This window comes from Mesorhizobium sp. M4B.F.Ca.ET.058.02.1.1 (genome assembly GCF_003952505.1).
Classification (GTDB): domain Bacteria; phylum Pseudomonadota; class Alphaproteobacteria; order Rhizobiales; family Rhizobiaceae; genus Mesorhizobium.
Window position 1 is genome coordinate 1,164,869 of the sequence record NZ_CP034450.1, and the last position, 21,456, is coordinate 1,186,324.

The following is a 21,456-nucleotide window of genomic DNA, read 5'->3' on the forward strand; positions in this document are numbered from 1 at the left end:
TATCACCGCGAAAATGCGCGTCCAACGGTCGTCAACGCTTTTGCTGTGCCACGGGCGTGATAGTGTCATGTCAGACAAATCAGCCCCAGGAAAACTCCACGACATGAAGACACGGCATTTCGACCGCATCGGCAATGGCGGCATCGACTTTACCGAGCTCGGCTTCGGCACGGCGCCGCTCGGCAATCTCTACCGCGCCGTCTCCGACGAGGACGCCCATGCCACGCTGGAAGCGGCCTGGAACACCGGCTGCCGCTACTTCGACACCGCGCCGCTCTATGGTCTCGGCCTGTCGGAAACCCGGCTCAACCCGTTCCTGCGCGGCAAGAAGCGCGACGACTATGTGCTGTCGAGCAAGGTCGGGCGCCTGATGCGCGCCTGCCCGCCGGATCAGCGCACCGGCATCGGCAAGTTCTTCGACACGCCGTCGCGCCAAGAGGTCTACGACTATAGCTATGACGGCGTCATGCGCTCCTTCGAGGCTTCGCTGGAACGCCTCGGCGTCGACCGCATCGACATCCTGTTCGTCCACGACGTCGATATCTTCACCCATGGCAGCAAGGAGGCGTCCGACCGTCGCATCGAGGAGTTCATGTCCTCCGGCTATTACGGGCTGCTTTCGCTGCGCGACCAGGGCGTGATCAAGGCCTTCGGCGGCGGCATCAATGAATGGCAGGTCTGTGAGGCGCTGGCCGAGCGCGGCGATTTCGACCTTTTCCTGCTGGCCGGGCGCTACACGCTGCTGGAGCAGGAGGCTTTGCAATCCTTCCTGCCGCTCTGCCAAAAGCGCGGCATCGGCATCGTGCTCGGCGGCCCCTACAATTCCGGCATCCTGGCGACGGGGCCGAAGCCGGGAGCCTTCTATGATTATTCGGAGGCGCCGAAGGAGGTGCTCGATCGCGTGGCGCGCATCGAGGCGGTCTGCAAGCGCCACAGGGTGCGCCTGATCGAGGCGGCGCTGCAGTTCCCGCTGCAGCATCCGTCCGTCGTGTCGGTAATCCCCGGCGGTCAACGGCCGGCCGAGGTCGAAAGCAACCGCGCGCTGCTCGACGTCAAGCTGCCCGCCGCCCTGTGGGTCGACCTGAAGCAGGAAGGGCTGCTGCGCGCGGACGCGCCGACGGGCTGATCCGCCCTGCTGGCGATGGGCAAAAGAAAAGCCGGGCAAGCCCGGCTTTTCTGATCTTTAAAGAAAAAGGTCTTAGTTGACCGCGTCCTTGAGGCCCTTCCCGGCCGAGAATTTCGGCACGGTGCGCGCCGGAATCTTCACTTCGGCGCCGGTCTGCGGGTTGCGGCCGGTCGAAGCAGCGCGTTTTGACACGGTGAAATTTCCGAAGCCCACAAGCCGGACATCGCCGCCCTTCTTCAGTTCGCCAGTGATCACGGAAAACACCGCATCGACGGCTGACTGGGCGTCACCCTTCGAAATGCTCGCGGCATCGGCGACAGCGGACACCAGTTCGTTCTTGTTCATCAAAATTCCCTTCCATGAGAAAACCGGAACTTTCGACTCATCCGGCAGGAAACGGACTTTAGAAAGAAGCGTTCCTGCAACCAAGTCGAAAAAGCGGAAAAAATCCGAAAAAAGCCCGGAATTCCGGGGTTTTTCACATTAAAAAGCCGGGCGCGAGACCCGGCTTTCGTTTTGTGCGCTGCAACTTTAGCTAAAACTAATGCGCAAGCGACTTTCCGGCATCGTCGCCACTGTCGGCCGCGGCCGGCGCGTTTACCGGCTCGACCCACTCGATCGCCTCCGGCATCCGCACCAGCGCGTGGCGCAGCACCTCGCCGACCCGCGAGACCGGAATGATCTCCATGCCGTTCTTCACGTTGTCCGGGATCTCCGCCAGGTCCTTGGCGTTGTCTTCCGGGATCAGCACCTTCTTGATACCGCCGCGCAGCGCGGCCAGCAGCTTCTCCTTGAGACCGCCGATCGGCAGCACCCTGCCGCGCAGCGTGATCTCGCCGGTCATGGCGACATCGGCCTTGATCGGAATGCCGGTCAGCACCGAGATGATGGCGGTCGCCATTGCCACGCCAGCCGACGGGCCGTCCTTCGGGGTTGCCCCCTCCGGCACGTGGACGTGGATGTCACGCTTGTCGAACAGCGGCGGCTCGATGCCGAAATCGAGAGCACGCGAGCGGACATAGGAGGCCGCCGCCGAGATCGATTCCTTCATCACGTCGCGCAAATTGCCGGTCACCGTCATGCGGCCCTTGCCGGGCATCATGACGCCTTCGACCGTCAGCAGCTCGCCGCCGACTTCCGTCCAGGCAAGACCGGTGACGACACCGACCTGATCGTCCGCCTCGACCTGGCCGAAACGGTAGCGCGGCACACCGAGATAGTCGGCGAGATTGTCGGCGGTGATGGTGACCGACTTCTTCTTCGTCTTCAGGATCTCGGTCACCGCCTTGCGCCCGAGCTTCATCAGCTCACGCTCCAGGCTTCGCACGCCCGCTTCGCGGGTGTAGGTCTGGATGATGCCGCGGATCGCGTCCTCGCCGACGGAGAATTCTTTCGGCTGCAGTGCGTGGTCGCGGATCACCTTCGGCATCAGGTGCCGCTTGGCGATCTCGATCTTCTCGTCCTCGGTATAGCCGGCGATACGGATGATCTCCATGCGGTCCATCAGCGGCGCAGGGATGTTCAGCGTGTTCGCCGTCGTCACGAACATCACGCTCGACAGGTCGTATTCGACCTCGAGGTAGTGGTCCATGAACGTCGAGTTCTGCTCAGGATCGAGCACCTCGAGCAGGGCCGATGACGGGTCGCCGCGGAAGTCCTGGCCCATCTTGTCGATCTCGTCGAGCAGGAAGAGCGGGTTGGACTTCTTGGCCTTCTTCATCGACTGGATGACCTTGCCGGGCATCGAGCCGATATAGGTGCGCCGGTGGCCACGGATCTCGGCCTCGTCGCGCACGCCGCCGAGCGCCATGCGGATGAACTCTCGGCCGGTCGCCTTGGCGATCGACTTGCCGAGCGAGGTCTTGCCGACGCCGGGAGGACCGACGAGGCACAGGATCGGCCCCTTGATCTTCTTCTGGCGGCTCTGCACGGCGAGATACTCGACGATGCGGTCCTTGACCTTGTCGAGACCGAAATGGTCGGTGTCGAGCACGTTCTGCGCGAAGGCCAGATCATGCTTGACCTTGGAGTTCTTGCCCCACGGGATCGACAGGATCCAGTCGAGATAGTTGCGCACGACGGTCGATTCCGCCGACATGGGCGACATCGTCCGCAGCTTCTTCAATTCGGCTTCCGCCTTCTCGCGGGCCTCCTTGGAGAGCTTGGTCTTCTTGATGCGCGCCTCGATCTCGGCGGCCTCGTCGCGGCCGTCCTCGCCCTCGCCGAGCTCCTTCTGGATCGCCTTCATCTGCTCGTTTAGGTAGTACTCGCGCTGGGTCTTCTCCATCTGGCGCTTGACGCGCGAGCGGATGCGCTTCTCCACCTGCAGGACGGAGATTTCGGCTTCCATGAAGCCCATCGCCTTTTCCAGCCGCTCCTTGACGGACAGCGTGGCCAGCATCTCCTGCTTCTCGGGGATCTTGATGGCGAGGTGCGAGGCAACCGTGTCGGCGAGCTTGGAATAGTCGTCGATCTGGCTGGCGGCGCCGACCACTTCGGGCGAGATCTTCTTGTTCAGCTTGACGTAGTTCTCGAAGTCGGTGACGACCGAGCGGGCGAGCGCCTCGATTTCGACCTCCTCCTCTTCCGGCTCGACCAGCGCCGACGCGCGGGCCTCATGGAAGTCGGGGCGATCGGTGAACGAAACGATCTTCGCGCGCGAGGCGCCTTCGACCAGCACCTTCACGGTGCCGTCGGGAAGCTTCAGCAATTGCAGCACATTGGCGAGCGTGCCGATGTCGTAGATCGCATCGGGCTCGGGATCGTCGTCGGCTGCGTTCATCTGGGTCGCAAGCAGGATCTGCTTTTCCTGACCCATCACCTCTTCCAGCGCCTTGATCGACTTTTCGCGCCCGACAAAGAGCGGAACGATCATGTGCGGAAACACAACGATGTCGCGCAGCGGGAGGACCGCGAAGACGCCGTCGCCGGAAGCCCTGGATATTTTGGCCATTGTCCAACCTTTCATGTCGCGGCCGCTAATTGAGCCAACCGCGAATCTCATATTAACGACCGAGGATCGTTCCGCCTACCACCGTTTGTGACGGGAGTTTTACAGCACAGAATTCGGCACCACGGCCTTCTGCTGTTAGTTGGATGTGTAAGCGGCAAAGATCAAGGGCAAACACGGTCCGTTCATCCTACTCCATCGGCCAGGCAAGGCGCCCTCTCAGCAAAACGGCGCCTCGCGGCGCCGTTTCAAGAGAATTCAAATGCCGGACCCCGATCAGGCGCTGACGGAGCCCTTCTTTTCCTTCTGCTCGGAATAGATATAGAGCGGCCGGGCGTTGCCGGACACCACCTCTTCCGAAATTACCACCTCACGCACGCCTTCCAGTGCCGGCAGTTCAAACATGGTGTCGAGCAGGATGGCTTCCATAATCGAACGCAGGCCGCGCGCGCCGGTCTTGCGCTCGATGGCGCGCTTGGCAATCGCCGACAGCGCGTTCTCGTGGAAGGTCAGGTCGACATTCTCCATCTCGAACAGGCGCTGGTACTGCTTGACCAGCGCGTTCTTCGGCTCGGTCAGGATCTGGATCAGCGCCGGCTCGTCGAGATCTTCCAGCGTCGCCAGCACGGGCAGACGGCCAACGAATTCGGGGATCAGGCCGAACTTCAGCAGATCCTCGGGCTCGACCTGGCGGAAGATGTCGCCGGTGCGGCGATCCTCGGGCGAAGCGACCGTGGCGCCGAAGCCGATCGAGGTCTTGCGGCCGCGATCCGAGATGATCTTGTCCAGCCCGGCGAAGGCGCCGCCGCAGATGAACAGGATGTTGGCGGTGTCGACCTGCAGGAATTCCTGCTGCGGGTGCTTCCTGCCACCCTGCGGCGGCACCGAGGCAACGGTGCCTTCCATGATCTTCAACAGCGCCTGCTGCACGCCCTCGCCCGACACGTCACGGGTTATCGAGGGGTTGTCGGACTTGCGCGAGATCTTGTCGATCTCGTCGATGTAGACGATGCCGCGCTGGGCGCGCTCGACATTGTAGTCGGCCGACTGCAACAGCTTGAGGATGATGTTCTCGACGTCCTCGCCGACATAGCCGGCCTCGGTCAGCGTCGTGGCGTCGGCCATGGTGAAGGGCACGTCAATGATGCGGGCCAGCGTCTGCGCCAGCAGCGTCTTGCCGCAACCAGTCGGGCCGATCAAAAGGATGTTGGACTTGGCCAGCTCGACATCGTTGTTCTTGCCGGCGTGCGCGAGGCGCTTGTAGTGGTTGTGAACAGCCACCGACAGCACGCGCTTGGCGTAGGGCTGGCCGATGACATAGTCGTCGAGGACCTTGAGGATCTCCTGCGGGGTCGGCACGCCCTCGCGCGACTTCACCATCGAGGTCTTGTTCTCCTCGCGGATGATGTCCATGCAGAGCTCGACGCATTCATCGCAGATGAAGACCGTCGGACCGGCAATCAGCTTGCGCACCTCGTGCTGGCTTTTGCCGCAAAACGAGCAGTAGAGCGTGTTCTTTGAATCACCGCCGTTGTTGCCGACCTTGCTCATTTTCCTGTCCTTTCACCGCCCGCCCGCCGATGGTCTGGCCAAGGGCGTCTCATCAATCTATCGCGAGAATGCGCTACCGCCAGTGTCCCAGCTCACACAGCGTATTCCGTACGAAACACAAATCAGAAGACGCGGCAACGATTCGCAGCAACCCCACACAAAGCTAAGCCGTCGAAAATCAACATAGCCTTAACGTAGGCAATCCCACCCGTCGAGGGAACAGCCAATTGTGGCCGAAATGCCGCAAGCCACGCCAAAAGCGTGTTTTCCCGCCACCAGGCTGCCAACCGGGGCCTATGCGGCGGCGACTTCGGCGGCCTCGCGCGACGAAATGACCTTGTCGATCAGACCAAAGTCCTTGGCCTCGTCGGCGGTCATGAAATGGTCACGGTCGAGCGTCTTTTCGATCTCGTCATAGCTCTTGCCGGTGTGCTTGACGTAGACCTCGTTGAGGCGGCGCTTCAGCTTGATGATGTCCTGGGCATGACGTTCGATGTCTGAGGCCTGACCCTGGAAGCCGCCGGACGGCTGGTGGACCATGATGCGGGCGTTCGGCGTGGCGAAGCGCATGTCCTTGTGGCCGGCGCAAAGCAGCAGCGAGCCCATCGAGGCGGCCTGGCCGATGCAGAGCGTCGACACCGCCGGCTTGATGAACTGCATGGTGTCGTAGATCGCCATGCCCGAAGTGACGACACCGCCCGGCGAATTGATGTAGAGGTTGATTTCCTTCTTCGGGTTCTCCGCCTCGAGGAACAAAAGCTGTGCACAAACCAGCGTCGCCATGCCGTCCTCGACCGGACCGGTGATGAAGATGATGCGCTCCTTCAGCAGGCGCGAGAAAATGTCGTAGGCCCGCTCGCCGCGATTGGTCTGTTCGACCACCATCGGAACGAGGTTCATGTAGGTTTCGACGGGGTTCTTCATGGACTATCCCTTTTTGAAGATGGGATTCCGGCGCCGGGGAGTATGAGCAATCGGGCAGAATCGGTTCTGGATCGTTAGGATGTAAATAGGATGCCGGCTCACCCTAACGCAAGGCCGCCCCTCCTAGCCATCTGGTTAAGCCGAATCAAGCGCTACCACCACGAAAGGCGGGAGCGAAGCGTCTTTCGACGAACCGGCTCCCGGGGCACTCCGAAACGGTAGCACTTTCTTAACCGCGCCCCTTAACGAAAAGCCGCAAAACCGCTTTCCGGGCACGGAGCTTCCGCTACAACTTCCGCGTTGAACTGGCGTTCTTTTCCATGGGGGAATGTCATGATCCGCAAAAGCCCTGCATCCCTGGCCGTGGCGGGCCTCGCCATCCTTGCCACGATATCGCAAACGGCTGCCGGCGCCCGCGCGCTCGAATGCTACGAGCCGATCCGCAGGCCGGCGGTCTACGATACCGTTTACGAGGACTTGATGGTCAGCCCCGGCGGCCAACTCGTCGACTACGATGCGCCGATCTACGGCACGCGCGAGAGCGTCGAGCAGATCGCGCCAGCCCGCGTCAGCTACGAGGTGGTGCCGGCCGTCAGCCGCACCGTCTACCACACGGTCAAGGTTGACGATGGCGGCTATGCCTGGGAATGGCGCATCATCCACGGCCGCAAGGTACTGTGCAAGGTGTGGCGCAAGGCCCGCTATGCGCGGGTCGCCGAAACCGTGGTCATCGAACCCGAGCGTGTGCGGCGCGTGGTCCTTCCGGCCGAATATGAGAGCGTCGCCCGGGAGGTGCTGGTACGGCCGGAGCGGCGGCGCATCACCGAGATCGCGCCCTCATACCAGAGGGTGGCGCGTCGGGTTCTGGTCAGGGAAGGCTCCACGCACTGGCGGCGCGTGCATATCGAGCGCCATTGCCGGGATTAGGCCACCTCTGCCCGCAGCCACTTCTTGAGGCCGCCGACATCACCGTCGCCAACGGCTTTGGCGACACGCCTGCCGACCGCCGCGCCGAACTTGTAGCCATGACCGGAGCAGGCCGAGACGACCAGGCATTTGCCCCTTTCGTGCGCCAAGAACTTCTCGTCGGCGGTGAAGGTGTAGGCGCAGGTCACGACCTCGGTCACCCTGTATTCAGCGATGCGGGCGATCGGCGGCGAGAACAGGTTGCGGATCACCTCCCCCTCGCCCGGCACCGGCGCCCGGTTCCGATCGGCGTCGCTGGTCGGCACCTTGTGCAGGCCCGAACCGAATTTCATGCCGGCGCCGCGCGTCAGCGGGATCATGTAGCCGTCGGTGACGCCGCCGACATCGAGGATGACGGGCGCCGTTTCCCAGGCCACCCTAAGATCGGCTGGCGGTTCGACATAAGCAAGCGCGGTGCGATAGGTCTTCAATTCACCGCCGAGCTCCGGGAACAGCTTCAGCACCCACGCGCCGGCAGTGACCACGATGCGGTCGGCCTGCATCGTCTCGCCGCCGGCCAGCGTGATCCGACCGGCCTCGGCATCGACCTCGACCACCTTGCTGTGTTCGTAGACATTGGCGCCGTTGGCGCGCAGCCATGCAGAGAGGCCGGAGGCGATCCTGCGGCAATGCAGAGCGCCACCCTCGGTCGAAAAATAGGCATAGCGGAATGAGCCCGGCTCCAGGAAAGGCCAGCGCTCGACCGCGGCGGCCGGGTCGAGCAACTCGAAGGGAAAGTTCCCCTCCTCCAGGCCTTCGCGGTATTCCTCGGCCTCGTCGCCGGGCTCACGCGAGATGCAGAGGAAACCCCTGGCATCGAGATGGCTCTCGCCGAGATCGGCCCACATCTCGTCCCAGGCGTCATACGCCTCCGTGATCAGCCTGCCATAGCCGGTGCCGGCGCGGTAGGCGCGACGGATGATGCGGTGATGGTCCCCCGATGCGGCAAGCGGGTTGGGGATCGGCCCCTGCTCGACGATCGAAACGCTGTGCCCGGCCTTGACAAGCGACCACGCCGTCGAAAGTCCGGCGATGCCGGCGCCGACCACGATCACATTCATCGAAACCATCCTTCCACAGCGGTCCCCGCTGGCTCAATTCATCGGGTTGCCGGGCGCCAAGATACGGTCTGGCACCGGGCTGGCAAGGCGCGCTAATGATCCAGCATGACCGATTTGATGCCGCCACCCGCCTACCTTGCCTTCGATCCCGCCGGCCGTCGCCTGCGGCTCGACCCGCACGAACCGGCCTTCTTCCTGAACCCGTACGACGCCTATGCCTTCCTGCAGGGCGCCGCGGACGCCTTCTTCTGGGAGGACTACGGTTTCTGGTGCTTTGGCGGCTTCGACGACGTCAACCGGCTCTTGCGCGACCGCCGCTTCGGCCGCCAGAACCCGGCCGGCATTCCCGACAGCCGCGGCGTCGGCCAGGACCGTTCGCATCTCGCCGCCTTCGACGGCATCGAGGCCAATTCGATGCTGGAACTGGAGCCGCCGGTCCACACCAGACTGCGGACGCTGGTCAACCGCGCCTTCGTCTCGCGCCAGGTCGAGCGGCTGCGGCCACGCGTCGAGGCGTTGGCCAACGAACTGATCGACAGCTTCGAGCCCGCCGGGGTCGACCTTCTGCCTGCCTTTGCGTCGCCCTTGCCGATCACCATCATCGCCGAAATGCTCGGCGTGCCGGTGGCGATGGCGCCGCAACTGCTCGACTGGTCGCACCAGATCGTCGCCATGTACATGCATGGCCGCACGCGCGAGACCGAGGAGACCGCCAACCGCGCCGCGCGCGACTTTTCCGATTTCCTGCGCGGGTACGTCGCCGAGCGGCGCAAGCAGCCGGGCGACGACCTGCTTTCGCTTCTGATTTCTGCGCAGGAGGACGGCCAGAAACTGTCCGAGGACGAACTGGTGTCATCGACCATTCTGCTGCTCAATGCCGGCCACGAAGCGACCGTGCACCAGACCGGCAATGCGGTGCGCGCGATCCTGGCGCAGGGCGGCGACCCCAGCCGCTTCTTCACCACGCCGGAGGCGACCGCGGCCACGGTCGAGGAATGCCTGCGCTTCGACGCGCCGCTGCACATGTTCCTGCGCTATGCCTATGAGGAGATCGAAGTCCAGCCAGGCATCGTGCTCAAGCCTGGCGACAAGATTGCGCTGCTGCTCGGCATGGCCAACCGCGACCCCTCCGCCTTCGCTGCGCCGCAGGCCTTCAATCCCGGCCGGGCCGACCAGAAGAACGTCTCCTTCGGCGCCGGCATCCATTTCTGCATCGGCGCGCCGCTGGCGCGGCTCGAACTGCAGGTCTCGCTGAAGACCCTGTTCGAGCGGCGGCCAAAGCTCCACCTCGCCGAGGAGCCGCGCTTCCGCGACAGCTATCATTTCCATGGGCTGGAACGGCTCGCGGTGGCCTTCTGACAGGCGACGGACGGATATCGGGACCATGAGATTCGCCTTCCTGCAGGAACCGCCATTCTGCTTCACCGATTCCTCGGGCGCCTTGCACGGCTGCGACGCGGTGCTGGCGGAGAAAGTCTGCCAGACATTGGGGCTGGAAGGCTTTTCGGCCGTCGAAGCGGAGTTCGCGGAACTGCTGCCGGGACTGGTCGAGGACCGGTGGGACATGACCACGGGGCTGTTCGTTTCCGACGAACGCGCGAAGCTGGTCGATTTCACCCGGCCGATTTGGTCCCTGCCGGACGGCCTTTTGGTCGCCAAGGGCAATCCGCGCGGTTTCGTAGGCTATCGCTCGGTCGCCATGGATCAGACCGGCATGATCGGTGTCATATCAGGCCAGATCCAGCACCAGACGGCGCTGCGTAACGGCATTCCGGCCAAGCGGATCAGGACCTTCGGCACCCAGGCCGAGGCGGCCGAGGCCGTCGCCGCCGGCGTGGTGCATGCCTATGCCAGCGTCGCCATGGCGCATCGCGGCTACCTGGCCGGACGGCCCGACGCGCCGCTCGCCGTCATCGATGTTACGGCCGAGGAAAAGCAGCCGGCGGCCGGCGCTTTCGCGCTCGCCAAAGGCAATGCGCCCCTGCGCCAGCGCATCGATTCCTGCCTGGGCGAGCTGCTCGGCGGCCCCTGGCACCGGCAGATGATGAGCGAATACGGATTCTCCGGCAGCGAAATCGACCGCCTTCTCTGATCCGGTTGGCAGGCGGTCAGAGCTTGATCACATATTCCTTGCGGGTGGTTTCAAGCACTTCCCAACTGCCCTTGAAGCCCGGCCGCAGCACGAAGCTGTCGCCGGCCCTGACGGTGCGCGCCTCGCCGCCGTCCTCGGAAATGACTGAGACGCCGGACAGGATGTGGCAGAACTCCCACTCGTCATAGACGATGCGCCACTTGCCGGGCGTCGATTCCCAGATGCCGGCATAGAGGCCACCGTCCCGCTCCTCGACATTCCAGGTGCGAAACTTCGGATCGCCCGAAATCAGCCGGTCCGGAGCAGGCGCGCCGGCCTCCGGCTCGGCGCTTGCGACATCGACGGAGAGAAAGTTCGGCGCCGCCATCAGACCTTGTCCAGCGCCTGTTCGAGGTCGGCGACGATGTCGTTGACGTCCTCGATGCCGACCGAAAGACGGACCGTGTCCGGCCCGGCGCCGGCCTTGATCTTCTGCTCGTCGGAAAGCTGGCGGTGCGTGGTCGAGGCCGGATGGATGACCAGCGACTTGGTGTCGCCGACATTGGCAAGATGCGAGAAAAGCTCCAGCGCCTCGACGAACTTGACGCCCGCCGCGTAGCCGCCTTTGAGACCGAAGGTGAACACCGCGCCCGCGCCCTGCGGCGAATATTTCTTCTGCAGGGCGTTGTTCTTGTCGCCCGGCAGGCTGGGATAGCTCACCCACGCGACCTTGGGATGGTTCGAAAGCCAGCCGGCGACGCTCGCCGCATTGTCGCAGTGGCGCTGCATGCGCAGCGGCAGCGTCTCCAGTCCGGTCAGGATCAGGAAGGCGTTGAAGGGCGAGATCGCCGGGCCGATGTCGCGCAGGCCGAGTACGCGCGCGGCAATCGCAAAGGCGAAATTGCCGAAGGTCTCGTGCAGCACGATGCCGCCATATTCGGGGCGCGGTTCTGACAGCATCGGATATTTGCCCGACTTCGACCAGTCGAAGGTGCCGCCGTCGACGATGGCGCCGCCGATCGAATTGCCGTGGCCGCCGATGAACTTGGTCAGCGAATGGACGACGATGTCGGCGCCGTGCTCGATCGGCCGCACCAGATAGGGCGAGGCCAGCGTGTTGTCGACGATCAGCGGCAGGCCGTGCTTGCGGGCGATGTCGCCGATCTTCTCGATGTCGACGAAGATGCCGCCCGGATTGGCAAGGCTCTCGATGAAGATCGCCTTGGTCCTGTCGTCGATCTGGCTTTCGAAGGTTGAGACATCGTTGGTGTCGGCCCAGCGAACCTCCCAGCCATAATTCTTGAAGGCGTGGCCAAACTGGTTGATCGAGCCGCCGTAAAGCCTTGTCGCGGCGACGAAATTGTCGCCCGGCTGCATCAGATTGTGGAACACCAGTATCTGCGCGGCGTGGCCGGATGCGACCGCCAGCGCCGCGGTGCCGCCCTCGAGCGCCGCGACGCGCTCCTCGAGCACCGCCTGGGTGGGGTTCATGATGCGGGTGTAGATGTTGCCGAAGGCCTTCAAGCCGAACAGCGAAGCGGCATGGTCGGCGTCATCGAAAACATAGGAGGTGGTCTGGTAGATCGGCGTCGCCCGGGCGCCCGTCGCCGGATCGGGCTTGGCGCCGGCATGAATGGCGAGCGTGTTGAAACCGGGCGTACGCGTCATCGAAAACTCCCTCAGGAACCTGCGCAAGAAATCGCCGGGCATTCTTGGCGAAGGCCGGCCATGAATGCAAAGAAGAAAATACCTTTCGGCGAGGGATCCGCGACGAACGCCCGAGAAAATCCTATTCTTCCCGGAATAATTTTGCGCCGCGGCAGCCGGGCTATTTTTGCCTTACGCCGAAGCTCTGGAAGCCCTGCCGCATCAGCGGCTTCTTGGACGACAGCACGCCGGAATTGACGCCGGTCCAGCCGATCTCGCCCGACAGCTTGCCGTATTCGATCTTCGGGCAGCGGTTCATCACCACCTTCATGCCGGCGGCCTCGGCGCGGACAGCCGCCTCGTCATTGCGCACGCCAAGCTGCATCCAGACCACTTTCGGCAAGGGATCGAGCCGCAGAATCTGATCTAGGATGCCCGGCACCGCGACCGAGCCACGAAAGATGTCGACCATGTCGACCGGCTGCGGCACGTCGGCGAGGCTTGCGTAGACGGTACGGCCGAGAATTTCCTTGCCGGCATGGCCAGGATTGATCGGGAACACCGAGAACCCCTTGGCCAGCAGGTATTTCAGCACGAAAAAACTCGGCCGAACGTCGTTGGGCGACGCGCCGACCATGGCGACGGTCTTCACCGAATTGAGGATGCCGGCGATATAGGTGTTGTCGTAGCTGTCGTGGTTCATGCCTCGTCCTCATACAGCGCTTCAGCGAGAAAACCATCCGGATCGCCGCAGAAATCGCGCATCATGCGAAAGTGGTCGGTGTCGCGAAAATCGACCAGGTCGAGCCCGAAGCGGCTGATGCGGAACAGGCGCGCGCCGGGACAGGCCATCAGCAGCGGCGAGTGCGTCGCCATGATCACCTGCGCGGTGCCGGACTGGTCCATCCGCCCGAGCAGCTTGAGCAGTTCGATCTGGCGCGTCGGCGAAAGCGCGCTTTCCGGCTCGTCCAAGATGTAGATGCCTTGCCGACGGCAGCGCTCCTCGAAGAAGCGGATGAAGCCCTCGCCATGCGACCAGGAGAGGAAATCGGGCGGCGCACCACCAGAGTCCAGCGCCGCCTGATCGAGGTAACGAGCGACGGAGTAGAAGGACTCGGCCCGGAAGAACCAGCCGGCCGTGACCTTCGGCAGCCAGTGGCCGCGCAAGGCGTTGGCCAGTGCGGTCCCGCTCTTGTCGATGGCAGCCGAATGATCGACCGGCCTGTAACCCTTGCCCCCGCCGGCCTCGTCATAGCCGGCCAGCGCGCCGATGGCTTCGAGCAGCGTCGATTTGCCGGTGCCGTTCTCGCCGACGATAATGGTGATCGGCGTGGTGAATTCGAACTCGAACGCGCGGCTGGCGAAGATCGGCAGGTTCCAGGGATATTGTTCCCAGTCCTCGACGCGCACCGGCTCGAGCAGGATGCGCTTGAGGTAGGGCGCCTTCAGCCGCGTCAGTTGCTTGCGAGGCGCCACGGGCAGCGTCAGCCTGGCAGCGAGATCGAGCCGTCTTCCGCGATCGGAAAGGCCGGATTGTGGGCGACTTCCCAGACATGGCCGTCGGCATCGGCGAAATAGCCATACCAGCCGCCCCAGAAGGCGCGGCCGGCCGGTTTCACGATCCTGCCGCCAGCTTTCTCGGCCATGGCAAGGACTTCATCGACTTCGGCGTCGGAGCGGGTGTTGTAGGCGAGGTAGACGGCCGACGGCGCCTTTGCAAAGCTGATGCCGGAATCCTCCTCGGCGCTCTGGCGCGGGAACAGGCCGAGGATGGCGCCACCCATCTGGAAGAAGGCGACGCCCTCTGTGATCCCTTGATGGCGGGCCAGGCCCATGCCCTCATAGAAGCGCGTCGCGCGATCGAGATCGTCGGTGGCGATGGTGATGATGGAGATACGCGGTTCCATTCGGATCTTCCTGTTTCCGGGCGCCCTACTCGTCCTTCCATTCCGGCTTGCGCTTGCCGACGAAAGCGCCGATGCCTTCCTCGGCGTCGCGCGCCAACATGTTCTCGACCATCACGCGGCCGGTGTAGGCATAAGCGTCGGCCAGCGCCATCTCGGCCTGGGCGTAGAACGCCTCCTTGCCGGTCTTGATCACCAAAGATGATTTTGAAGCAATGGTTTGCGCGTATTTGCTGACAACCTGATTCAGGTATTCGCGCGGCACGATGCGGTTGATGAGGCCGAATTCCCTGGCTGTGGCCGCGTCGATCGTCTCACCGGTCAACAGCATTTCCATGGCCTGCTTGCGCGAGACATTGCGCGACAGCGCCACCATCGGCGTCGAGCAGAACAGGCCGATGTTGACGCCCGGCGTGCAGAACGTCGCCTCGTGCGAGGCAATCGCAAGATCGCAGCTCGCGACCAATTGCAGCCCGGCGGCGGTGGCGAGGCCGTCGACCTCGGCGATGACGGGCCTGGGGTGGCGCACGATCGCCTGCATCAACTCGGCGCAAGCGGCAAAGGTCTCTTCGAAGAAACCCCGGCCGCGATCGGCATCGCTGCGATGGGCGCTCAGTTCCTTGAGATCGTGGCCGGCGCAGAACACCTTACCGGACGCCGCGAGGATAATGACGCGGACGGATCTGTCGGATTTCGCGCGATCGAACTCGGCCATCAGCGCCGCCATCACCGCCAGCGACAAGGCATTGGCCGGCGGGCTGGCGAGCGTCAGGCGAAGAATGCCTTTGTCCAGGCTGGCGACAACAGGCCCCTCGGCGATTGCCGGCTTGATGGCAACGACTTCAGCCATGTTCCAAACCTCTCCGCCCAATCCTTTTCGCCCTGCTGTGGCGAACTTCACAGACCATGGAACAAAAGAACTAGCACGCTGCCGATTGAAGAAAAGCCGCTAGCCGTGTTTTCTCGGCCGCAACATTTGGTCCAGGCGCCCTCGCCTTGGGTGCCCTGCCCGTCCCGCACATAGGAAATCGCCGATGCCCGCTCAAAGCAATCTGAAGCCGGTGTTGACCGCGGCTGACGTCAATCGGTTGATGGAAAGCGTCTATCCGCAGGTCAACGACCAGTTTTCCTTCTATCAGGCGCTGGAGGTGTTTCCCGGCGGCTGCACCGTGCGGCTCAATGCCGATGCGCGGCATCTGCGGCCCGGCGGCACGGTTTCCGGCCCTTCGCTGTTCACGCTGGCCGATATTGGGGGCTATGTCTGCGTGCTCTCGCATGCCGGGCCGGATGCGCTGTCAGTCACCACCAACCTCAACATCAACTTCGTGCGCAAGGCCGAGGCCGGTCCGATCGACGGCCATTGCCGCATCCTGAAGCTGGGAAAAAGCCTGATGGTGTTCGACATCGACATCGTCGCCGGGCCGGACGGACACACGGTAGCGCATGCCACAGGCACCTATTCGATCCCACCGAAACGTCCGAATGATGTGGTAAAATAATACCTTTTGCTCAATTCGTTGTTTTTGCTATGTTTTCCACACAAACAGAGATTTCGGTCGCCTTGACGCGCTGATTGCCCTCGCCTATAAGCCCTCGTGAAGCAGCGGCCCGCAACGGCCGCCGTTTTGTTATTGGCCACGGGCGAACACCCCAGCCAATCCAAGCAACAAGAAACGCCTTTCCCTGTCGTTCGCGGGTAGGGAGGGTCCAACCGAGAGCAAGAACCATGGCTACCTTTTCGCAGAAGCCTGCGGATGTGGTGAAGAAGTGGGTGCTGATCGACGCCGAAGGTCTCGTCGTCGGCCGCCTCGCCACTGTCATCGCCAACCATCTGCGCGGCAAGCACAAGCCCACCTTCACCCCGCATGTCGACGACGGCGACAACGTCATCGTCATCAATGCCGACAAGGTGGTGTTCACCGGCAAGAAGTACACCGACAAGGTCTACTACTGGCACACCGGCCATCCCGGCGGCATCAAGGAGCGCACCGCGCGCCAGCTGCTCGAGGGCCGTTTCCCCGAGCGCGTCGTCGAGAAGGCCGTCGAGCGCATGATCCCGCGCGGCCCGCTTGGCCGTCGCCAGATGAAGAATCTCCGCGTCTATGCAGGCGCTGAACATCCGCATGTCGCCCAGCAGCCCGTCACGCTCGACGTGGCCAAGCTGAACTCCAAGAACAAGAGGGCTTCGTAATGGCTGAGCTTTCCTCGCTCGCAGAACTCGGGACCGCCGCTGCCGTCGCGCAGCCGGCCGCTCCCGTCCACGTCCAGAAGCTCGACAAGTCGGGCCGCGCCTATGCCACCGGCAAGCGCAAGAACGCCATCGCGCGTGTCTGGGTGAAGCCGGGCTCCGGCAAGATCGTCGTCAACGACAAGGAATTCGCGAGCTACTTCGCGCGTCCGGTGCTGCAGATGATCCTCAACCAGCCGATCATCGCCGCCAACCGGGCTGGCCAGTACGACATCGTCGCCACCGTCATCGGCGGCGGCCTGTCCGGCCAGGCCGGTGCCGTTCGTCACGGCATCTCCAAGGCGCTGACCTACTACGAGCCGGCGCTGCGCGCCGTGCTCAAGAAGGGCGGCTTCCTGACTCGCGACAGCCGCGTCGTCGAGCGCAAGAAGTACGGCAAGGCGAAGGCCCGCCGCTCCTTCCAGTTCTCGAAGCGCTAAGCGCTCCGGTTTCAAGCTTTCGAAAGGCCGCCTTCGGGCGGCCTTTTGTTTTTGGGATGCTCAGGGGCCGCGGCCGGCCGGTGTCTTGATGTAGTCGATGAAGGCCCGCAGCGGCGCCGGTACCAGGCGGCGCCCGGGATAATAGAGAAACGGCCCCGGAAAGCTCTGCCACCACGGCTCCAACACAGGCTCCAGCGCGCCGCTCTCGAAATGCGGGCGCACCCAGTCCTCGAACAGCCAGAGAATGCCGACACCAGCGATCGCCGCATCGACAGCGAGATCGACGCCTCCACCGATGCTAACGACCAATGGCCCCGTGGGATCGACGCGCACTACCTCGCCGTCGCGCTCGAACTCCCAGGGCGTCATGACCCCGCTCGGGAAGCGGCCGCGCACACAGGCATGGCCAAGCAGGTCGCGCGGGTGCTGCGGCCGGCCGTGCCGGTCAAGGTAGGACGGCGCAGCGGAGGTCGTGAAGCGCTGCACGCGGGGCCCGATCGGCACCGCGATCATGTCCTGCTCCAGCCGCTCGTCATAGCGGATTCCGGCGTCGCAGCCGGCCACCAGCAGATCGATGAAGTTCTCTTCGGCGATCACCTCCAGGCGAATGGCGGGATAGGCCGCGAGAAATCCCGGAACGATTTTGGGCAGCACCAGCCGCGAGGCGCTTATCGGCACGTTGAGACGCAAGGTTCCGGCGGGCCGGTCGCGAAAGCCGTTCACCACATCGAGCGCTGCTTCTACCTCGCCCAATGCGGGGCCGAGTCGCGCCAGCAGGCTGGCACCAGCCTCGGTCAAAGCAACGCTGCGCGTGGTGCGGTTGAAGAGCCTGACACCGAGCTGGGTTTCCAGACGGCGGATGGCTTCGCTGAGCGCGGAGGCGCTGCCCGCCGTCGCGCGGGCTCCTTCGCGAAAACCGCCGGCGCGCGCCACCGCCATAAACGCCTGGAGATCATTGAGATCCGCCGTCATTGTTCGTCGTCCCGTACAACCTGTCCAGATTATAAGCGATTATCGAAACAGCCGACAGCGCCTATCTGCCTCGTCGACAGCAAGGAGAAACAGCATGTCCAGCATCGACAAATCCGACACCTTCACACTCGGCGACCGCCTGGTCCGTCGCCTCGGCTACGGCGCCATGCAGCTCGCGGGCAAAGGCGTGTTCGGCCCGCCGAAAGACCATGACGCGGCCATCGCCGTGCTGCGCGAAGCGGTGGCGCAAGGTGTGAACCATATCGACACCAGCGACTTCTACGGCCCTTACGTCACCAACAGGCTGATCCGCGAGGCGCTATCGCCTTACCCCGACGACCTCACCATCGTCACCAAGATCGGCGCCCGTCGTGGCGAAGACGGCTCCTGGCTGCCGGCGTTCACGGCCGATGAGCTCGAGCAGGCCGTGCACGACAACCTTCGCAATCTTGGCCTCGAGGTGATGGACGTCGTCAATCTGCGCATCATGTTCGGGGTGCATGGTCCGGCGGAAGGCTCCATCGAGGCGCAGGTCACCAAGCTTGCCGAACTGCAGCGCAAAGGCCTGGTGCGCCATATCGGCTTGAGCAACGTCACCCGCACCCAAATTGCGGAGGGTCGAAAAATCTGCGACATCGCCTGCGTGCAGAACCAGTACAATCTGGCGCATCGCGACGACGACGCGCTGATCGACGAACTGGCGCGCGCCGGCATTGCCTATGTGCCGTTCTTCCCGCTCGGCGGCTTCAACCCGCTGCAATCCTCGACCCTGTCGGGGGTGGCGGATCGGCTCGGCGCTACGCCGATGCAGGTAGCGCTGGCGTGGCTGCTGCAGCGCTCGCCCAATGTGCTTCTGATCCCCGGCACGTCGTCAGTTGCGCATCTGCGGGAAAACCTCGCGGCGGCGGAGCTGGAACTGTCGGCGGACGTCCTGCAGGAACTGGATGGCGTGGCGAAAGCGGCGTGATTGGCTAATCTCCCCCCTCGTGGGGGAGATGGTCGGCAGGCCAGAGGGGGGCGCGAAGGAACACCATCCTCAAAGGCCTGCGATCAACAAACACCTGAAATGCGGCCGCGATTGGACCCAGCTGCTGGATAGGCTGGCGGGACAGCGCCCCCCTCTGCCCTGCCGGGCATCTCCCCCACAAGGGGGGAGATCAGCTGCGTCGGCGCCGGCGCCTAATTGATGCTCGCCGTGTGCGCCGGCTCGGCCGGCCGAGGCTGATCTGCATAAGGCACGCGAAAACCGTTCGCTGCGAGCCATTCTATCGCCGCCTTAGGCTCATCGGTCTGGATGATGCTGGCGCCGCGCTCGGCCCAGAACCCCCAGGTCTCGCGCGGCAGGCTGGCAGCGACAGCCAACTCGTCGCCGCGGCCGCCGGAGAGGTAGCCGCCAGGCTTATTGACGATGGCGTAGGTGTCGGCCCAGATGTGCCAGCCGCCGCGCACGGCAGAAGCCCGCATGCGATTGCTGAACAGCGGTCCGCCCGTCTCGGTCAACGTCTCGCCGCCAGCCCGCCAATTGATCAGTTCGATCGCACCCGGAGAAAAGACCCGGCGGACCTTCTCGGCGAAAGCGGCGTCACGCACGGCGTCATCGGCGATGATCGGCATGAACTGGAAGCCGCCGCCGATGGCGTCGATCGCCGCCTTGACTGTGTCGATCCGCTGCTGGTTCCAGAGGTTCTCCTTGACGATGACCTGATCGGCCATGCCGAGATCGCGGGCAACCGCGATCATGCCGGGCAAGGCCCGAACGTCGAGCTTGTTGTCCAGATTGATCAGGATCCGGTCCCTGGTCGCCAGGAGCATCTCGCGCAGCGTCGAAACCGGCTCACTGGTGACAGCGCCAGTGCCTTCGAGGACCAGCCGGCATTCCTTCAGCTCGGCGACCGTGTAGCCGACCACCTCGCCCTTGCAGTTGGTGGTGCGGTCGAGCCAGCTGTCATGCATGACGACGAACTCGCCGTCCTTCGAGCGGCGGATGTCGACCTCGACGATCTCGGCGCCGAGCGCGATCGAGGCTTCGACAGCGGCAAGCGAGTTTTCCGGATAGAGCGTCTTGCCGGCCTGCATGCCGCCGGCGCGGTGCGCCGCCACCATCACATGGTCGCGCCACTGGTTGGCATGCTCGAAGCGGTCGAGGATCTGCCTGGCGCGCGTTTCGCCGGCCAAGGCATGGCCGATCGAGACCGCAAGCGCCGCGGAAAGCAGAAGGCCTTGCCAGATGGTACGCATCAAGAATCGCTCCGTTCCGGATGGAACCCCGGTTAGGCGATGCGCATGACAAGCCGGTGAACGAAGCCGGCTATGGGCTTGAACGGATTGGCTTCTCAGATCCGCTTGGCGAGCCGCCGGAACCAGGCCAGGGCCGGCATTTCGACGAAGCGCCAGGTGCACCAGGACACGGCGATGGTGGCGACAAGCATCGCAAGGATCGCGGCGAGGCCCACCCCCGGCAGGTCGGCGCCGAAGCCGGTTGCGTGGTCGCCGCGCAGCACGATGTCGCCGAGCAGGTGGAGCCCGAACTTGCGCTCCACCAGCCCGCCGACATTGATCATGCGCGCCTGCACGAAGATGTGGACCATGTAGATGGAATAGGAGAGCGCGCCCAGCATCAGCATCGGCCGGGTGCGCAGGAAGGCGCTGATCCAGCCTCCCTCATGCGCAAAGAGGTAGAGCGCCAGCGCAAACACCAAGGGAGCGGCGATGCCGGCATCGTTGTCGCCGGCCAGCGCGACGAAAACACCGATCACCGCGATCATCGCCATCTCGGCCGCCGTCCAGGCGAGCCGCGCCCTGGCGTCGCCGGCAAGCGCCTGTCGCGCCTCTGCAATGGAATCGTGCTGAAACCATGCCAGGAGCGCGCCGAGCGAGAAGCCGTAGAGGCAGCGGATGAAGCCAAAGTCGAAGGACACGTCCATATGCCTGTGAGAGAAGGCAAGCAGGAAAAGCGGCGCGGTGACGGCGGCGGCCACAAGCCAGATCCAGCTGCGCCGGCCCGTCGTGAAGACAATGGCGGCAAACAGCAGATAGGCGAAGAATTCGGCCGAGATGCTCCAGCTCGGGGCGTTCCAGCTCAGATGATCCTCGACACCCATGCCTTGCAGCAGGAAGAGATTGGTGGCGAGGCTGTTGAGGTCGAAGCCCCCGGTGAAGGGCTCGGCACCCGTGCCGCGCAACTGCGGCAAAATGAGCCGCAGTTCCTCGAAGGCGGAGAAGGCTGCCAGCATCAGCAGATGCAGCGGATAGATGCGGCCGAAGCGGACGGGCACGAAGCGGGCAAGCTCGACCGGCTCGCTGAGCCGGCTGCCATAGGAGCTGGCGATGACGAAGCCGGAGAGCACGAAGAAGAAATCCACGAACAGATAGGACCCGCCGACAAAGGCGCTCTGCGAGATCAGCGAGTCGGTCGGGAAATGGAACAATGCCACGAGCAACGCGCAGATGCCGCGCCAGGAATCCAGCACCAGGAAACGCTCGCCCGCCACGGTGCCGGTCCGGGTCGCCGCGGGCATGTGCGCGGGGTTGAGAAAGGCGGTCTGCGTCATGATGATACAATCCTGTGTTGTCGTGGCACTCGCCGAACGCCATTTCCGTTTCCCCACTCTGTGACT

At 63.8% G+C, this 21,456-nt stretch carries 22 protein-coding genes; 8 read left to right on the forward strand and 14 right to left on the reverse strand.

The features are described from left to right. Positions 1-103 precede the first annotated feature (103 nt). Entirely contained in the window at positions 104-1,126 is a 1,023-nt protein-coding gene (locus tag EJ073_RS05910; protein ID WP_126054892.1) for an aldo/keto reductase, read from the forward strand. 72 nt (positions 1,127-1,198) lie between these two features. Here EJ073_RS05910 and EJ073_RS05915 read toward each other — a convergent pair whose 3' ends face one another. The 4 genes from EJ073_RS05915 to EJ073_RS05930 all read right to left on the reverse strand — a co-directional run bounded on the left by EJ073_RS05915 (position 1,199) and on the right by EJ073_RS05930 (position 6,551). After that, positions 1,199-1,471 carry an HU family DNA-binding protein gene (locus EJ073_RS05915; RefSeq protein WP_006201846.1) on the reverse strand — a complete coding sequence of 91 codons (273 nt, stop codon included), beginning with the start codon at positions 1,469-1,471 and terminating at the stop codon, positions 1,199-1,201. A gap of 196 nt (positions 1,472-1,667) precedes the next feature. Then, positions 1,668-4,079, reverse strand: a complete 2,412-nt coding sequence (gene lon / locus EJ073_RS05920; RefSeq protein WP_126054893.1) for an endopeptidase La — start codon at positions 4,077-4,079, stop codon at positions 1,668-1,670. A 273-nt stretch (positions 4,080-4,352) separates the two neighbouring features. Further along, on the reverse strand, positions 4,353-5,627 hold the full coding sequence (gene clpX / locus EJ073_RS05925; protein ID WP_126054894.1) for an ATP-dependent Clp protease ATP-binding subunit ClpX: 1,275 nt from the start codon (positions 5,625-5,627) through the stop codon (positions 4,353-4,355). A gap of 294 nt (positions 5,628-5,921) precedes the next feature. Beyond that, positions 5,922-6,551: an ATP-dependent Clp protease proteolytic subunit gene (locus EJ073_RS05930; protein ID WP_126054895.1), complete on the reverse strand. Its 630-nt coding sequence runs from the start codon at positions 6,549-6,551 to the stop codon at positions 5,922-5,924. A 333-nt stretch (positions 6,552-6,884) separates the two neighbouring features. Between EJ073_RS05930 and EJ073_RS05935 the strand changes: the two genes are divergently transcribed. Further along, positions 6,885-7,478, forward strand: a complete 594-nt coding sequence (locus EJ073_RS05935) for a hypothetical protein (protein ID WP_126054896.1) — start codon at positions 6,885-6,887, stop codon at positions 7,476-7,478. On the opposite strand, the gene EJ073_RS05940 is transcribed toward EJ073_RS05935, so the two are convergent. Then, positions 7,475-8,578 carry an FAD-dependent oxidoreductase gene (locus tag EJ073_RS05940; protein WP_126054897.1) on the reverse strand — a complete coding sequence of 368 codons (1,104 nt, stop codon included), beginning with the start codon at positions 8,576-8,578 and terminating at the stop codon, positions 7,475-7,477. The genes EJ073_RS05935 and EJ073_RS05940 overlap by 4 nt on opposite strands. A gap of 105 nt (positions 8,579-8,683) precedes the next feature. Here EJ073_RS05940 and EJ073_RS05945 point away from each other — a divergent pair, with 105 nt between their 5' ends. Both EJ073_RS05945 and EJ073_RS05950 read left to right on the forward strand, forming a co-directional pair. Continuing rightward, positions 8,684-9,937, forward strand: a complete 1,254-nt coding sequence (locus EJ073_RS05945; protein ID WP_126054898.1) for a cytochrome P450 — start codon at positions 8,684-8,686, stop codon at positions 9,935-9,937. Positions 9,938-9,962: 25 nt separating this feature from the next. Then, complete coding sequence (locus tag EJ073_RS05950; RefSeq protein WP_126054899.1) at positions 9,963-10,670, forward strand: transporter substrate-binding domain-containing protein; 708 nt, start codon at positions 9,963-9,965, stop codon at positions 10,668-10,670. 16 nt (positions 10,671-10,686) lie between these two features. On the opposite strand, the gene EJ073_RS05955 is transcribed toward EJ073_RS05950, so the two are convergent. The 6 genes from EJ073_RS05955 to EJ073_RS05980 form a co-directional block, all read right to left on the reverse strand. After that, positions 10,687-11,037, reverse strand: coding sequence for a cupin domain-containing protein (locus EJ073_RS05955; protein ID WP_126054900.1), 351 nt, complete (start codon positions 11,035-11,037; stop codon positions 10,687-10,689). Continuing rightward, positions 11,037-12,317, reverse strand: coding sequence for an O-acetylhomoserine aminocarboxypropyltransferase (locus EJ073_RS05960; RefSeq protein ID WP_126054901.1), 1,281 nt, complete (start codon positions 12,315-12,317; stop codon positions 11,037-11,039). The genes EJ073_RS05955 and EJ073_RS05960 overlap by 1 nt, the downstream gene beginning before the upstream one ends. 160 nt (positions 12,318-12,477) lie before the next feature. Then, a complete protein-coding gene (locus EJ073_RS05965; protein ID WP_126054902.1) occupies positions 12,478-12,999 on the reverse strand; it encodes a CoA-binding protein in 522 nt (173 codons plus the stop codon). Beyond that, positions 12,996-13,772, reverse strand: a complete 777-nt coding sequence (locus EJ073_RS05970; protein WP_126054903.1) for an AAA family ATPase — start codon at positions 13,770-13,772, stop codon at positions 12,996-12,998. The genes EJ073_RS05965 and EJ073_RS05970 overlap by 4 nt, the downstream gene beginning before the upstream one ends. 8 nt (positions 13,773-13,780) lie before the next feature. Then, positions 13,781-14,203 (reverse strand): VOC family protein, encoded by a 423-nt coding sequence (locus EJ073_RS05975; protein WP_126054904.1) that lies wholly within the window; start codon positions 14,201-14,203, stop codon positions 13,781-13,783. A 25-nt stretch (positions 14,204-14,228) separates the two neighbouring features. Further along, complete coding sequence (locus tag EJ073_RS05980; protein WP_126054905.1) at positions 14,229-15,050, reverse strand: enoyl-CoA hydratase; 822 nt, start codon at positions 15,048-15,050, stop codon at positions 14,229-14,231. A gap of 184 nt (positions 15,051-15,234) precedes the next feature. On the opposite strand from EJ073_RS05980, the gene EJ073_RS05985 reads away from it, so the two are divergent. From EJ073_RS05985 to rpsI, 3 genes are all read left to right on the forward strand, one after another. Then, positions 15,235-15,699 (forward strand): PaaI family thioesterase, encoded by a 465-nt coding sequence (locus EJ073_RS05985; protein WP_126054906.1) that lies wholly within the window; start codon positions 15,235-15,237, stop codon positions 15,697-15,699. Between the two features lie 227 nt (positions 15,700-15,926). Further along, positions 15,927-16,391 carry a 50S ribosomal protein L13 gene (rplM, locus tag EJ073_RS05990; RefSeq protein ID WP_126054907.1) on the forward strand — a complete coding sequence of 155 codons (465 nt, stop codon included), beginning with the start codon at positions 15,927-15,929 and terminating at the stop codon, positions 16,389-16,391. Continuing rightward, the gene (rpsI, locus tag EJ073_RS05995; RefSeq protein ID WP_126054908.1) at positions 16,391-16,867 is read left to right on the forward strand and encodes a 30S ribosomal protein S9; all 477 of its coding nucleotides are present in this window, start codon (positions 16,391-16,393) and stop codon (positions 16,865-16,867) included. Before rplM ends, rpsI begins: the two co-directional genes overlap by 1 nt. Positions 16,868-16,927: 60 nt before the next feature. Here rpsI and EJ073_RS06000 read toward each other — a convergent pair whose 3' ends face one another. Beyond that, positions 16,928-17,839, reverse strand: coding sequence for a LysR family transcriptional regulator (locus tag EJ073_RS06000; RefSeq protein WP_126054909.1), 912 nt, complete (start codon positions 17,837-17,839; stop codon positions 16,928-16,930). 94 nt (positions 17,840-17,933) lie between these two features. On the opposite strand from EJ073_RS06000, the gene EJ073_RS06005 reads away from it, so the two are divergent. After that, positions 17,934-18,806, forward strand: a complete 873-nt coding sequence (locus EJ073_RS06005; RefSeq protein WP_126054910.1) for an aldo/keto reductase family oxidoreductase — start codon at positions 17,934-17,936, stop codon at positions 18,804-18,806. Between the two features lie 212 nt (positions 18,807-19,018). Here EJ073_RS06005 and EJ073_RS06010 read toward each other — a convergent pair whose 3' ends face one another. Continuing rightward, positions 19,019-20,077, reverse strand: coding sequence for a glycerophosphodiester phosphodiesterase family protein (locus EJ073_RS06010; RefSeq protein ID WP_126054911.1), 1,059 nt, complete (start codon positions 20,075-20,077; stop codon positions 19,019-19,021). 95 nt (positions 20,078-20,172) lie between these two features. Beyond that, positions 20,173-21,390 carry an acyltransferase gene (locus EJ073_RS06015; protein ID WP_126054912.1) on the reverse strand — a complete coding sequence of 406 codons (1,218 nt, stop codon included), beginning with the start codon at positions 21,388-21,390 and terminating at the stop codon, positions 20,173-20,175. Between the last annotated feature and the right edge of the window lie 66 nt (positions 21,391-21,456).